The following is a 13,963-nucleotide window of genomic DNA, read 5'->3' on the forward strand; positions in this document are numbered from 1 at the left end:
AGCCGGGGTCCCGCAGCGTGGCGGGGTCCCGGCTCGCTGCTTGTGGATGACGGCTCAGGCGAACAGCGCGAAGTAGATCGCGACGTGGTGACACAGCGCCGCCACCAGCGTGCACGCGTGGAAGAACTCGTGGTGGCCGAAGACCGTCGGCCACGGGTTGGGCCGGCGCAGGGCGTAGAAGACCGCGCCGACGCTGTAGATCGCGCCGCCGACGATCAGCAGCACCAACGCCGTCACGCCGCCGCCGTGCAGGATGTCCGGCAGCATGGCGACCGCGACCCAGCCGAGCGCCAGGTAGAGCGGCGCCGAGACCCAGCGCGGCGCGTGCGGCCAGACGAGCTTCAGCACCACGCCGCCCAGGGCCCCACCCCAGACCAGGGCCAGCATGACGGTGGCCTGCCGGGTCGAGAGCAGCATGGCGCAGAGCGGGGTGTACGTGCCGGCGATGAACACGAAGATCATGCAATGGTCCAGCCGACGCATCACCTGGTAGCCGCGCTCCGACCACACCCGACGGTGGTAGAGGGCGCTGGTGCCGAACAACCCGCAGACCGTCAGGCTGTAAATCGCGCAGCTCACCAGGGGCGTCCAGCCGGGGCGGCTGGCGGCTATCGAGCAGAGCACGATGCCCGCGACCAGGGCGACGAAGAAGGCGTACGTGTGCAGCCAGCCGCGCATCCGGGGCTTGCCGATGTCGACCGGCTTCAGGCGAAGCGGGGCGGAGGTGGTCACGCCCTCAGGTTACGGCACCGTAGGTTACTTTCAAGTAGTCCGACCGGTGACGCATGGCACGCGCCGATCTTGCAGTTTCGGTGGTGGAGATGAGTGGATGGCTCCATTTGTCGCCACAGAAAGTGCAAGATCGCGAGGGATGGAGGGGGCGTCCGTCGGTGAAGATGGGGCGATGCGGATTCGGCCCGTCGGGGCGCACGCCCTTCTGATCGAGTGCGGTGGCTCCGCCGGCCTGGCCGCGTCCGACCTGGTCGAGGCCTGGCGGGCCGAGTTGTGGCGGCGCCGCGAACGCGGAGACCTGACCGCGCTGGAGATCGTTCCAGCGGCCAGCACCGTCCTGCTCGACGGCCTACCGAACCCCGCCGCAACCGCCACCCTGCTGTCCCACTGGACCCCCAAGGTCATCACCGCAGCGAGCACCCCCTCCCCCTCCCACCCCGTCGATCTTGCACTTCCTGTGCCGACAGAACCGTCTGATCGGGGCATATCGACGACAGAAAGCGCAAGATCGGCGCGTGGGGTGGGCGCGGAGGTTGTTGTGGAGGTTGTGTTTGACGGGCCGGATCTGTTGGTCGTTGCTGAGCGGTGGAGCTTGGACGTGGCGGGGGTTTTGCGTCGGCTGACCGGCACAGCTTTTCGGGTCGCGTTCTGCGGCTTCGCGCCTGGGTTTCCCTACCTGACCGGGCTCCCCGCCGAACTGGCGTTGCCCCGGCTACCCACCCCCCGCCCCCGGGTACCGGCCGGATCGGTCGCCCTGGCCGGCCCGTACGCCGGGATCTATCCCAGCGCGTCCCCCGGCGGATGGCTGCTGGTCGGCCGGACCGAGCTGACCCTCTTCGACGTCGACAGCGACCCGCCCGCCCGGCTCAGCCCCGGCACCCGCGTGCGGATGGTGGCGGCGTGACGGGTTCCGCCGAGATCGAGGTGCTGCGCGCCGGGGCGCTCACCACCGTGCAGGACCTCGGCCGGCCCGGCTGGGCGCACCTCGGCGTGCCCCGGTCCGGCGCGCTCGACCCGGCCGCCCTCCGGCTCGCCAACCGGCTGGTCGGCAACCCCGAGCAGGCGGCCGGCCTGGAGATCACCCTGACCGGCTGCGTGCTGCGGCTGACCCGCGCCACCACCGTGGCCATCACCGGCGCCCCGGTGACCGTGCGGGCCGGCGACCGGGCGGGGGACACCGGACGTCCGCTCAGCCTGCCCGCCGGCACGGTGCTGCGCGTCGGTCCGGCCCGGCAGGGCGTACGGAGTTGGCTGGCCGTCGCTGGGGGCATCGACGTACCCGCGGTGCTGGGCAGCCGCGCCACCGACACCCTCGCCGGACTCGGCCCGGCCCCGCTGCGCGACGGTGACCGGCTGCCGCTCGGCGTACCGACCGGGCAACCCGCACCGGTGGACGTGACCGTCGGAGTGACCCCCGCACCGGAACTGCGCCTGGGCGTCCACCTCGGCCCCCGTGACGACTGGTTCACCCCGGCCGCGCTCGACCTGCTGTTCGGCAGCGCGTACACCGTGAGCCCGGTCAGCAACCGGGTCGGCGCGCGGCTCGCCGGCGCGCCGCTGCCCCGCGCGGTGGCCGGCGAACTACCCAGCGAGGGCATCGTGCTCGGCGCGGTGCAGGTGCCGGCGGACGGCCAACCGCTGATCTTCCTCGCCGACCACCCGACCACCGGCGGTTACCCGGTCATCGGGGTGGTCACCGACGTGACCCCGCTCGCGCAGGCCCGACCAGGCACTACCGTCAGGTTTCATGGACCTCAACGCTGATCTGGGCGAAGGATTCGGCATCTGGCGCCTCGGCGACGACGACGCGCTGCTGGCCCTGGTGACCAGCGCCAACGTGGCCTGCGGCTTCCACGGCGGTGACCCGTCCACGATGCGCCGGGTCTGCGAGGGCGCGGTACGGCACGGGGTCGCGGTGGGCGCGCAGGTCGGCTATCGGGACCTGGCCGGCTTCGGCCGGCGGCGGATCGCGTACGACTTCGCCGAGCTGCGCGACGAGATCACCTACCAGTTGGGTGCCCTGGACGCGTTCTGCCGGATCTTCCGTACCCGGGTGCGCTACCTCAAGCCGCACGGCGCGCTGTACCACGCCGCCGCCACCGACGAGTCCCAGGCGGCGGCCGTGGTCGCCGCCGTCAGCGACCACAACCCCGACCTGCCGGTGCTCTGCCTGCCCGGCTCCACACTCGCCCAGCTCGCCGTCGGCGCGGGCCTCCCGGTGGTCGCCGAGGCCTTCGCCGACCGCGGCTACCTGCCCAACGGGTCGCTGGTGCCGCGCGGTACGCCCGGCGCGGTGATCAGCGACCCGGAGGAGGTGGCCACCCGAGCGGTACGGATGGCCACCGAACGGACCGTCGTGGCCGTGGACGGCACCGTGATCCCCTGTCCGGTCGAGTCGATCTGCGTCCACGGCGACACCCCGGGCGCGGTGTCCGCCGCCGAGCTGGTGCGGGCCAGCCTGATCGACGCCGGCGTCACGGTGGCCCCGTTCGCCTGAGCGCCGGCGTGCGGGCCGCGCTGGCGGTGTGGGCCGTCGTGCAGGGCGTCGGGACCGCTGCGCTACGCGTCGAGCCCGCGCAGCACCAGGGGGAGCCGGGTCGCGGCGCCGTCGACCACCCGAACCGGTACCCCCCAGTCCTGCCGGGTCAGGTGGCAGGCCGCGTGCTCGACGTCCGCGTCGCAGGTCGCCGCCTGCGCGGTCACCTGGAGCACCCCGGCGGTGATCTCGCCGTTGAGCACCAGCCGGCGGGACAGTTCGGTGCTCGTGCCGCCGCCGTCGAGCAGCAGCTCCGGCGGGGACGCCGAGACGACCAGGCGGGTGGACGGCCCGTACGTCTCGTCCAGCTTCTGACCCGGGGCCGGGGTGAAGACGATGTCCAGGGTGACCTCGCCGGCCGCCACGTCGGTCGGTTTGCGCTCGGTGCGGTGCCGAGGGCCGTCCACGGTGCTCGCGCCCGCCGCCGACAGGGCGCCCGGGGCGAGCCGGGTCAGCCGGTGCGCGGCGGACTCCACCACCAGCACCTCGCCGGCCGGGGTGAGTACCAGGTCACTCGGCTCGGCCAGCCCGTCGGCGACGGTGGAGACCTGGTTGCTGTCGGGGTCGAAGCGGCGCACCGCGCCGTTGTACGTGTCCGCGATCAGCACCGAGCCGTCCGGCAGCGCGCACACGCCCAGCGGGTGTTGCAGCAGCGCCGACTCAGCCGGCCCGTCCACGTGCCCGAAGTCGAACAGACCCTGGCCGACGGCGGTGCCCAGCACCCCGTTCTCGACGTACCGGACGGCGCTGGTCTCGCTGTCGGCCACCCAGAGCCGCGCGCCGTCGGCGGAGACGGACAGGCCCGACGGCTGCGCCATCCAGGCCTCGTCCAGCGGCCCATCCCGTAGCGCCTCGACGGTGGTGCCCGCGTACATGCCGGCGGTCCGCTTGATCGGGTCGAACCACCAGAGCTGGTGGATACCCGCCATCGCGATGATCAGCTTGTCGTCGTACCAGGCCAGGTCCCACGGCGAGGAGAGGTCCACCGAGAGTGCGTCGTGCGCGTGGTCGTCGACCGCGGCACGCCACTGCCGTCCGCTGCCGGCGACGGTGACCACCTCGCCGGACTCCAGCCGTACGCCACGCAGGAGGTGGTTGACCGTGTCGGCGACCACCAGGTCGTAACCGGCCACCTCGGCGACGTGCATGGGCAGCAGGCACAGGCCCTGCGGCTCGGAGAAGGTCGCCGAGCCGGCCGGCCCGTCCGCCCGACCCCGCTCGCCCGAGCCGATCCGTCGCACCACCGTCTCGCCGTCCGGGGCCACCTCGACCAGCGAGTGCCGCGCCGAGTCGGAGACCAGCAGGTTGCCGTCCGGCAGCAGCACCGCCTTGCCCGGGAAGCGCAGCGCTGTCTCCGGTGCCGGCGGCGGGACGTACGGTCCGTCGCCCCGGTGCAGGGTGCCCTTCGCCTCGTGGGTGGCGATCAGCTCGTCGATCAGCCGGGCCAGCCCTTCGGCGTGCCCCTCGCCGGCCATGGTGGCCACCACGTACCCCTCGGGGTCGATCACCGACAGGGTCGGCCAGGCGCGGGCCGCGTACTGCTGCCACATGTCCAGCTCGGGATCGTCGAGTACGGGGTGGTGCACCCCGTACCGCTCGACGGCGGCGACCAGCGCGTCGGCGTCCTTCTCGTGCTCGAACTTCGGCGAGTGCACGCCGATCACGACGAGCACGTCGCCGTACTTCTCCTCCAGCGGCCGCAGCTCGTCGAGCACGTGGAGGCAGTTGATGCAGCAGAAGGTCCAAAAATCGGCAAGAACGATCTTGCCACGGAGATCCTGGAGGGTCAGGTCCTTGCCGCCGGTGTTGAGCCACTGCCGGCCCCGAAGCTCAGGTGCCCGTACGCGCGCTGTCGTTCCCATGCCTGCCAGCCTGCCACGTCGCGCAGCTCCGGCCGCCGTGACCCGGGCGACAGGGTTGATCCACTCCACATCGCCGAGGTGGCGGTATCCCGTCGGCGGGACGCCCCCACGTCGCTGAAGTGGGGGTGGATCACGCGCGGGATGCGAAGCGGCGGGGTCACGGTCGCCCGTGACCCCGCCGTCGTCGGTCCTACTTGGTGGCCGGCTTGAGGCAGAGCACCCGGTTGGTGCCCTCGCCGGGCAGCACGACGTGGGGCTGCGCCGGGTCGGCGCACTTGTCCTTCGCGTCCACCTTGGAGACGATCGTGAACGCGCCCGCCTCAGTGCAGTCCACCGCCGAGGCACCCTGGCCGACCTGCTTGACGCAGGTGCCGACCGCCGGGTTGAAGGCCGGTGCGTCGTCCCCGCCACCGAACTTGCCGAGCAGCATCAGCAGGCCGAGCGGCACCGCGAGGATGAGCACGGCGGCGATCAGCACCGCAGCCAGGACGCGGCCGTTGCGCACCTTCGGCGCGGGCGGCTCCACCTTGGGCTCGTCCGCGTCCGGCTTGAACGCGTCGAACCGACCCTGGTCCGATTCGCCGGCCTCCTGGCCCCAGGAGGGCGTGGGCTGCGGCGGCGGGAACGCCGGGAACTGCGCCCCCGGCGCCTGCTCGACGCCCGGCCCACCGAAGCCCGGAACGCCGTTCCCGGCGGCGGCGCCGGCGGCCGGCGTACCCGGTCCGAACCGGTCGTCCGGGCGCTCACCGCCGGACTGCGGCCGAACTCCGTTCACCGGTCGGTTGTTGCCGGGCGCGTCGACGAAGGACGGCACACCGGGCGGGAACGCCGGCGGCGCGGCGGCGGCCGCTGCGGGCGGCTCACCGAAACCGTTCGGCGCGGACGGTGGTTCCTCGCCCCAACCGGGGAAGCCCTGCCGCTCCGGCCCGTTCTGCCAGTCCGGCGGGCTCTGGCGCTCGGGTGCCTGCTGCCAGTCGGGCAGAGCGGGACGCCCGGCGTCCTGCTGCCAGTCCGGGGCGGCCGGGCGCTCGGGTGCCTGCTGCCAGTCCGGGGCGCTGGGCCGACCCTCCTGCTGCCAGTCCGGCGCGTTGGGCCGACCGGCGTCGTGCTGCCAGTCGGGCGCGCCCGGGTGCTCGGGGCTCGGGTTGGCCTGGAACGCCTCCGGACCCGCCTGCTCCGGCTCGTCCTCCTCGGGCCGCGCCGGACGGCCGTACACCCTTGGTTGGGGTGCGGCCGTGCTGGCCGGCCGCATCGCCTGGTCGGCCGGGGGCATCACCCGGCTGGCCAGCGGCACCGAGGCGCTCGCCGAGGCACGGGCCCCGCCCGCGGCCGCTTCGGCGTCCGACGCCGGTACGACGGCGCGGCCGGACCCCGACTCCGGCGAGGTACGCGGAGCGGGCACCACGGCGGCACCCGCGGACGCCTCCTCGCCCCGGGCCCAGCCGGCCGGCTCGGCGTCGTGCTGCACGGCGGCGTCCGGGGTGTCCCGTTCGGGGTACGCCGGCTGCTCGGGGATGGGGGTGAACGGCGTCGAGGGCACGTAGTCGGCCGGCGGGGCGGCGGCGAGGCTGGCACCCGGTACGCGCTGCTCCTGCGGGGGCAGCGGCACGGCGTTGGCGGGTGAGATGCCGGGTGCGGGCGCGGGCTGGTAGACCGGCTGCTCGTCGCCCCGGTCGGCGTCCCAGCCGCCGCGAGCCTGTGCGGATGCCTCCGCCTCAGCGCGGCCCCACACCTCGCCCGCTGCCCACGGCTGGACCTCGGCGGCCCCGGCAGCGGCCGGCGCCGGGTTGTCCGGGCCGGCGGCGGCCCAACCGGGCGTCGCGTCGCTGCCGGGCACGCTCACGCTGGCCCGGGCGGACGCGGGGCCGGCCTGCTCGGCCTGGGGCCACGCGGTCGGTTCCGGACGCTCGACGGGCTGGTCCTGGGCGGGAAGCACCCAGTCCGGCTGCTGCGGACGGGCCTCTGCGCCACCCCAGGCCGCGGGCTGCGGGGCGTCGTCCGGTGCGGGCCAGGTACCGGCCGGCACCTGGGCCGCACCGCGCGCTCCGGCCGATTCGGCGGGTGCCCAGCCGGGCGACGCCTGCTCGGTCGGCTGGCCCCAGGTCTGGGGCGCCTGCTCGGCCGGCGTCCACACGGGCTGGTCGTCGCGTGCGGCGGCTGCTCCGACGGGCCAGCCGCCGGACCCCGACGAGTCGTCCTGCGGGGCGGGTACGGCGGCGCGGCCGGCGGGCTGCGCCGGCTCGCCGTGCCACTCCGGGGCCGGCGGGCTGACCGGGGCCGCCCCGCCTGCCCATCCGCCGGAGCGGGACGGGTCGTCCTGGGCGGGCCAGGCGGCGGTGGCCGGGGGCACCTGGGCGGCGCCTCGCGCGGCCGGCTGGGCCTGCGCCCAGTCGGGCTGCTGCTCGGCGGGGGCGGCCGGGGCGGCGGGCCACGCGGGGGCCGGCTGCTCGGGCGGCGTCCAGCCCTGCTGGGGAGGAGTCCACTGGGCGGTGGGGGTCGGCTCCGGAGGGCCACCGGCGGCCCAGGCGGGCTGTGCCGGATCGCCGGGCTGCGGTGCGGCGGCAGCACCCCACGCGGGGTTCGGCTGCGGCTCCACCTGAGTCGCCCAGGACGGGTTCGGTCGGGCGGGCGGCGGGGGTGGTGCCCAGCCCAGGTCGGGGCCGGCGGCGTTACTGCCGTTGTCCGGCTGCGCCGGGCGGTCGCCGTACGGCGCCGGTCCGCCGGCGCCCGGCGACACCTCGTCCGGCTCCTGGCCGGGACGGTGCGGGCCCTCGGACGTCATGGGTGCGCCTCCTCCATCACATGTCGGCCGCCGGTACCGATCGGTCTTCCTCGGCATGGCTGCCGGCGTCACCGGCGTACCGCCGTGCCGGCTCCACGCACCGTATCCGGTGGCCCCATGGGGCGTCCAAAGGAGCACCGGTCGTCACTGCCCGTCGCCGGGTGGTGTCGAGCAGCTTCTATCGGCTCGGCGTCGGCCGGGCCGGCGGGCGGCGACCGAAGCCCACCGTACCGGGCGTTGCGGCAGGGCGGAATCCCGGTGTCACGTGCGGGCGTCCCGGTGTGACGGGCGGGCGGAACGCCGATGGCCCACCCGGTGAGCCGGGTGGGCCATCGATCTGGAGGAGGTGAGAAATGTCGTGGAGCGTCAGCTCATGTGACGCTGGGCGATGACGAGAAGCTCCTCGCGAACGGCCGGCGAGTTCGCCGAGCGCAGCGCGTGCTCGATGGCACGGGCGCGGCGGTTGGCGTCGCGGTGGTTGCGGATTCGCTCGATCATGCTGCTCATTGCTGGGTCCCCCTGGCTATTCGGTTGTCGGCCCCTGATGTGTCTATTCAACCGCAGAAGACGGCCAACTTCCATCGATTATTAGGTGAGCTGGGACACCCGCCTAACAATCAAAGGTCAACAGGGCCTGTCGCCGACGGTTCCGTCGCCCAACGGACACGGCCGGTGTGCCGGGCGTTAACCCGTGGCACACCGGCCGTGGCTGGCGTCGCGACCCGTCAGGTCCAGGCGAGCAGCGCCGCCTCGGGGTCGGCGAGGAAGTCGCCGATGTCGCGCAGGAACTTCGAGCCCAGCTCACCGTCGATGATCCGGTGATCGAAGCTCAGCCCCAGGGTGGTCACCTGGCGGGCCTTGACCTTGCCCTTGTGCACCCAGGGCATCTCCCGCACCGCGCCGAAGGCGAGGATCGCCGACTCACCCGGCGGCAGGATCGGCGTTCCGGTGTCCACCCCGAACACCCCGACGTTGGTGATGGTCAGGGTGCCGCCGGACATGTCCGCGGGCGAGGTACGGCCGGACTTCGCCGTCTGCACCAGGTCGTTCAGCGCGTCCGCCAACTCGCGCAGCGAGAGCCGGCCGGCGTCCTTGACGTTCGGCACGATCAGGCCGCGCTCGGTCGCCGCCGCGATACCGAGGTTGACGTACTCCTTGACCACGATCTCGTCGCCCGCCCAGGTCGAATTGACCATGGGGTGACGCTTGACGGCGAGCAGCACGGCCTTCGCCACCAGCAGCAACGGCGAGACCCGTACGTCCCGCCACTCCCGCCGGCTCCGCAGGCGCTCCAACGCCTTCATCGCCCGGGTCACGTCGACGGTCAGGAACTCCGTGACGTGCGGGGCGGTGAACGCCGAGCGGGACATGTTCTCGGCCGTGAGCTTGCGGACCCCCTTGACCGGGATGCGCTGCTCACGGTCCGCGCCGAAGCTCGCGGCGCTCGTCGCGGTCGAGGTCGCCGCGACCGGCTCGGCCACCGCCACGGCCCAGCGAGCCGCCTGCTGTACGTCCTCCCGGGTGATCGAGCCCAGCGGCCCCGACCCGGAAAGCGCCCGCAGGTCAACCCCAAGATCCTTGGCAAGCTTCCGAACCGGCGGCTTCGCCAGAACCAGACCGCCCGCCACCGCCCGGCCAGCCCCGCCACCGTTAGCCCCGTCGCGTCGATCATGGGCTTGTGGTGCCGGAATCGTCGGGGTAGCAGTGGCTTTGTCGCCCACCACAGCTCCATGATCGACCGGCGCGGCGGCCGGCGCGGGGGCGGGGACGACGTTCTTGCGGGGGCGGCGCCCTGCGGTGGTCGTGCGGGGGCCGTAGCCGACCAGGACCGCCGTGCGGCCGCCCGGGGCGGGGCCGCCGATCAGGCCCGGCTCGACCATGCCCTCGGCCGGGGCCACCTCCACCGCCGCCAGCGACGCCGCCGACGGGGTGGGCAGGTCACCGGCCGGCGCCGCCGTGGTCGACGGATCGTTTAGCGGACCGGCGCCCGGGTCGGTGTCGATCGCGATGATCGGCGTACCGACCTCGACCGTGGTGCCCTCCGGGTGGAAGATCGCCCGTACCTGCCCGGCCCACTTCGCCGGGATCTCCACCGCCGCCTTGGCCGTCTCGACCTCGACGATCGGCTGGTTCAGCTCGATCGTGTCGCCCACCTTGACCAGCCAGGCCAGGATCTCGCCCTCGGTCAGCCCCTCGCCCAGGTCGGGCAGGTTGAACTCCTTGATCCGGGACATCCCGCTCACCAGCCGAAGGTGCGGTCGACGGCGTCGAGCACCCGGTCGAGGTCGGGCAGGTACTCCTCCTCCACCCGGGCCGCCGGGTAGGGGGTGTCGAAGCCGGTCACCCGGAGCACGGGCGACTCCAGGGAGTAGAAGCACTCCTCGGTGATCCGGGCGGCCAGCTCGGCGCCCAGTCCGATGTTGGACGGCGCCTCGTGCACCACGACCGCGCGACCGGTGCGCTTCACCGACTCGTAGACCGCGCCCAGGTCCAGCGGGGACAGCGTGCGCAGGTCGATGACCTCCAGCTCCCGGCCGTCCTCGGCGGCGGCCGTCGCGGCCTCCAGGCAGGTGCGCACCATCGGGCCGTAGGCCAGCAGGGTTGCGTCCGTGCCGGGCCGCACCACGCGGGCCGAGTGCAGGGGGTACGCGTCGGACAGCGGCGCGTCCAGGTCGACCTGGCCCTTCTCCCAGTAGCGCCGCTTGGGCTCCAGGAAGACGATCGGGTCGTCCGAGGCGATGGCCTGTTGGATCATCACGTACGCGTCCTGCGGGTTGGCGCAGGTCACCACCTTCAGGCCGGCGGTGTGCGCGAAGTACGCCTCCGGCGACTCGGAGTGGTGCTCGACCGCGCCGATGCCGCCGCCGAACGGAATCCGGATCACCATCGGGATGCTGAGCTTGCCGCCCGAGCGGTAGTGCATCTTCGCGACCTGCGACACGATCTGGTCGTACGCGGGGTAGACGAAGCCGTCGAACTGGATCTCGCAGACCGGCCGGTAGCCGCGGATGGCCAGGCCGACGGCGGTGCCGATGATGCCGGACTCGGCGAGCGGGGTGTCGATGACCCGCTGGTCACCGAAGTCCTTCTGCAGCCCGTCGGTGATCCGGAAGACGCCGCCGAGCTTGCCGACGTCCTCGCCCATGACGACGACCTTGGGGTCGTTCTCCAGGGCGCGGCGTAGGCCGGTATTGAGGGCCTTGCCGAGGGTGAGCGTCTCCGTGGCCATCAGTGGGCGCTCCCCTCGAACGACTCCAGGTAGCGGTTGAACTGCGCACGCTGCTCGTCGAGCAGCGGGGAACCGTTGGGGTAGACGTGGTCGAACATCGTCACCGGCTCGGGGTTGGGCATGGTGAGTACGCGCTCGCGCAGGTGCACCGCCTCGCGGCGGGCCTGCTCGTCGACCTCGGCGAAGAAGGCCGCGTCGGCGATCTGCTGCTTCTCCAGGAAGGTCTTGACCCGCAGGATCGGGTCCTTCGCCTGCCACGACTCCACCTCGCTGGCGATCCGGTAGCGGGTCGGATCGTCGGAGGTGGTGTGCGCGCCCATCCGGTAGGTGTACGCCTCGATGAGGCTCGGCCCCTGCCCGTGCCGGGCGTTGTCCAGCGCGGTGCGGGTGACCGCGTACGACGCCAGCACGTCGTTGCCGTCCACCCGTACGCCGGGGAAGCCGAATCCGGCGGCCCGCTGGTAGAGCGGCACCCGGGTCTGCCGCTCCAGCGGCTCGGAGATCGCGTACTGGTTGTTCTGGCAGAAGAAGACCAGCGGCGCGTTGAACACGCTGGCCCAGACGAATGCCTCGTTGACGTCGCCCTGGCTGGTGGCCCCGTCGCCGAAGTAGGCGATCGCGGCCTCGCCGTCGTCGGTGCCGACCTTGCCGTCCATGGTGATGCCCATGGCGTATCCGGTCGCGTGCAGGGTCTGCGCCCCGATGACGATCGTGTACATGTTGAACTTGAACTCGTTCGGGTCCCAGCCGCCCTGGTCGACGCCGCGGAACAGGCCGAGCGGCATGATCGGGTCGATGCCCCGGCAGTAGAGGACGCCGTGCTCCCGGTACGTCGGGAAGGCCATGTCCTGCGGACGCAGCGCCCGCCCGGAGCCGACCTGCGCGGCCTCCTGGCCGAGCAGGCTGGCCCAGAGGCCCAGCTCGCCCTGCCGCTGCAACGCGGTCGCCTCGGCGTCAAGCTTGCGTACCAGCACCAGGTCGCGGTACAGCCCGCGGTACTCCTCGTCGGAGAAGTCGACGCGGTACTCGGTGCCGTCCGGTCCGGTGGCGCTGTCGATCCGCTCGCCTTCGGGGGTGAGCAGCTGCACCAGCTCGGGGTTGCCGGCCGCGCCCTTTCTGGAGCGGGGAGCTGCCCGCCTGCTGCGGGTGGTGCCCCCGGGGTCGCCCTTTGCCATCGGTCTCTCCCTGTCGTGTCTGCGTCGGCACCGGGGGGTCACCCGGCCACGCAACTCGTGCGCCTGCCCGGCTGCTGCCGGACCGGTTCCTGGCGGCCGCGCCTAGCCCGGGTGGGGGTTGCCGCGCGGCGTGAGCCGGGTTCTGGCCGAACCCGGATCGGGAGCGCCGGCGCCGGGCCGCGTCTGCCGCGGGGGTGCGCGGAGGTCGCGGCTGCGTTGCCGTCGTGCTCCATATTCGCAGAGCAGGTGAGCGTGCCCACAGTACGCCCGGCTCGCATTCCGACCGTCTATGGTTTGTCGTTCTTTGTCGTCATCATGCCGTCGCGCGTCCACCGGGCGATCCGGTGCTGATTCGTCACCGTTCGGCCAGTGCCGCGTGTCGACACGCGGTGGGTGTTGGCTGACGGACCGTAACTGGGCGAGGCTGATTCCCGCAGGATCGCGCCGATCGGGTGATTAGCCGGATTCCACCCCGCGCGGTCCCCGCGCTGACCGCAGGGGCGACGACAAGGGGTGTGCGGTGGACGAGTCAGGCGACGGGCCCGGCACACCCGCACTGGGCCGCCACCGTTCGCCGGGCGGCTACCGCCGGGTGATCGGAGCGCACCGGGCACCCGGTGTGGGTGGCCCCTCCCGGGGATACCTGCTCACCGTCGCGCTGTTGGCCGGCACCGCGTCGATGCCCGTGCTCGCGGCGATCAGCGCGGGCTCGGCCACCCCGGGCACCTCCGCGTTGCCGGACTCGAGCACCCCGTTCATCCCGACCCCGTCGGTCGGGCCGGTGGTCATCCCGATGCCGGTGACCACGCAGCCGCCGCCGCCCGCGCTTCCGTTCCCCGACCCGCCCAGCGCCGGCCCGACCGCGACCGCCGACTGGCTGCCCGGTGCGCCCCGGCGCGTCCCGGACGACTCGTGGTACGGCCCGAACGTCGACGACCGGTTGCCCACGCGCCGGGTGGTGTCCGCGCCGCCGCCGGCGCCCCGACCCACCCGCACCGCCCCGCCGGCCGGGCCACCGTCCAGCCCGCCGCCGGTGCCGTCACCGACCGCGCCACCAGACCCGGACCCGACCGAAACGTCCGACCCGACCCCGTCGCCGACCGACCCGACGACCCCCACCGCCACCGACCCGGGAACCCCCACCACGACCGACCCGGCCCCACCCACCGCCACGGATCCGGCCACGCCCGACCCGGCCACGCCCACCGCAACGGCCGCCCCCACCAGCACCCGCTCCGCCCCGGCCAGCACACCCCCACCGTCGCCCACCCCCCGCCCGTCCGCCACCTCCCGCCCGTCCGCCACCTCCCGCCCCTCCGCCACCCCCCGCCCGTCCGCCACCTCCCGCCCCTCCGCCACCCCCCGCCCGTCCGCCACCCCACCCGAGCCCACCACCGCGCCGTCACCCACGCTCGCCCCCAGTCCCGCCGCGCCAAGAACCGCCACCGCACCCGGGACCCCCGCTGCCGCGCCCAGAACCGCCGCCGCGCCGAGAACCGCCGCGATCTTGCACTTTCTGTCGCGACAAGAGGCGTAATACGCCCATAACGACAACAGAAACCGCAAGATCGGCGCGATCATGGAAGCCCTCGCGCGGACCGACGACGTCAAGGGCGTCCCCTGGATAGGGACGACCCCGGGCGGGCC

General features: G+C 73.6%; 11 protein-coding genes. 3 read left to right on the forward strand and 8 right to left on the reverse strand.

The window, feature by feature from the left end; genetic code table 11:
- Positions 1-54: 54 nt before the first annotated feature.
- Complete coding sequence (gene trhA, locus ACN263_RS30515; protein ID WP_422737643.1) at positions 55-732, reverse strand: PAQR family membrane homeostasis protein TrhA; 678 nt, start codon at positions 730-732, stop codon at positions 55-57.
- A gap of 172 nt (positions 733-904) precedes the next feature.
- Here trhA and ACN263_RS30520 point away from each other — a divergent pair, with 172 nt between their 5' ends.
- Genes ACN263_RS30520 through ACN263_RS30530 form a run of 3 tightly spaced genes read left to right on the forward strand, consistent with a single transcriptional unit; the run spans position 905 to position 3,229 of the window.
- Positions 905-1,636: a 5-oxoprolinase subunit B family protein gene (locus ACN263_RS30520; protein WP_422737644.1), complete on the forward strand. Its 732-nt coding sequence runs from the start codon at positions 905-907 to the stop codon at positions 1,634-1,636.
- Positions 1,534-2,496, forward strand: a complete 963-nt coding sequence (locus tag ACN263_RS30525; protein ID WP_422737645.1) for a biotin-dependent carboxyltransferase family protein — start codon at positions 1,534-1,536, stop codon at positions 2,494-2,496. Before ACN263_RS30520 ends, ACN263_RS30525 begins: the two co-directional genes overlap by 103 nt.
- A complete protein-coding gene (locus tag ACN263_RS30530) occupies positions 2,480-3,229 on the forward strand; it encodes a LamB/YcsF family protein (RefSeq protein WP_422737646.1) in 750 nt (249 codons plus the stop codon). Before ACN263_RS30525 ends, ACN263_RS30530 begins: the two co-directional genes overlap by 17 nt.
- A 62-nt stretch (positions 3,230-3,291) precedes the next feature.
- Here ACN263_RS30530 and ACN263_RS30535 read toward each other — a convergent pair whose 3' ends face one another.
- From ACN263_RS30535 to ACN263_RS30565, 7 genes are all read right to left on the reverse strand, one after another.
- A complete protein-coding gene (locus ACN263_RS30535; protein ID WP_422737647.1) occupies positions 3,292-5,130 on the reverse strand; it encodes an NHL domain-containing thioredoxin family protein in 1,839 nt (612 codons plus the stop codon).
- 190 nt (positions 5,131-5,320) lie between these two features.
- Positions 5,321-7,912 (reverse strand): LppU/SCO3897 family protein, encoded by a 2,592-nt coding sequence (locus ACN263_RS30540; RefSeq protein WP_422737648.1) that lies wholly within the window; start codon positions 7,910-7,912, stop codon positions 5,321-5,323.
- A gap of 366 nt (positions 7,913-8,278) precedes the next feature.
- The gene (locus tag ACN263_RS30545; RefSeq protein ID WP_357129538.1) at positions 8,279-8,419 is read right to left on the reverse strand and encodes a hypothetical protein; all 141 of its coding nucleotides are present in this window, start codon (positions 8,417-8,419) and stop codon (positions 8,279-8,281) included.
- 218 nt (positions 8,420-8,637) lie between these two features.
- Positions 8,638-10,146: a dihydrolipoamide acetyltransferase family protein gene (locus ACN263_RS30550; protein ID WP_422740880.1), complete on the reverse strand. Its 1,509-nt coding sequence runs from the start codon at positions 10,144-10,146 to the stop codon at positions 8,638-8,640.
- A gap of 5 nt (positions 10,147-10,151) precedes the next feature.
- Positions 10,152-11,141: an alpha-ketoacid dehydrogenase subunit beta gene (locus ACN263_RS30555; protein ID WP_422737649.1), complete on the reverse strand. Its 990-nt coding sequence runs from the start codon at positions 11,139-11,141 to the stop codon at positions 10,152-10,154.
- Complete coding sequence (gene pdhA / locus ACN263_RS30560; protein WP_422737650.1) at positions 11,141-12,316, reverse strand: pyruvate dehydrogenase (acetyl-transferring) E1 component subunit alpha; 1,176 nt, start codon at positions 12,314-12,316, stop codon at positions 11,141-11,143. The genes ACN263_RS30555 and pdhA overlap by 1 nt, the downstream gene beginning before the upstream one ends.
- A 582-nt stretch (positions 12,317-12,898) precedes the next feature.
- Positions 12,899-13,762 carry a hypothetical protein gene (locus tag ACN263_RS30565; RefSeq protein WP_422737651.1) on the reverse strand — a complete coding sequence of 288 codons (864 nt, stop codon included), beginning with the start codon at positions 13,760-13,762 and terminating at the stop codon, positions 12,899-12,901.
- Between the last annotated feature and the right edge of the window lie 201 nt (positions 13,763-13,963).

This window comes from Micromonospora sp. WMMD729 (genome assembly GCF_049315225.1).
Classification (GTDB): Bacteria; Actinomycetota; Actinomycetes; order Mycobacteriales; family Micromonosporaceae; genus Micromonospora.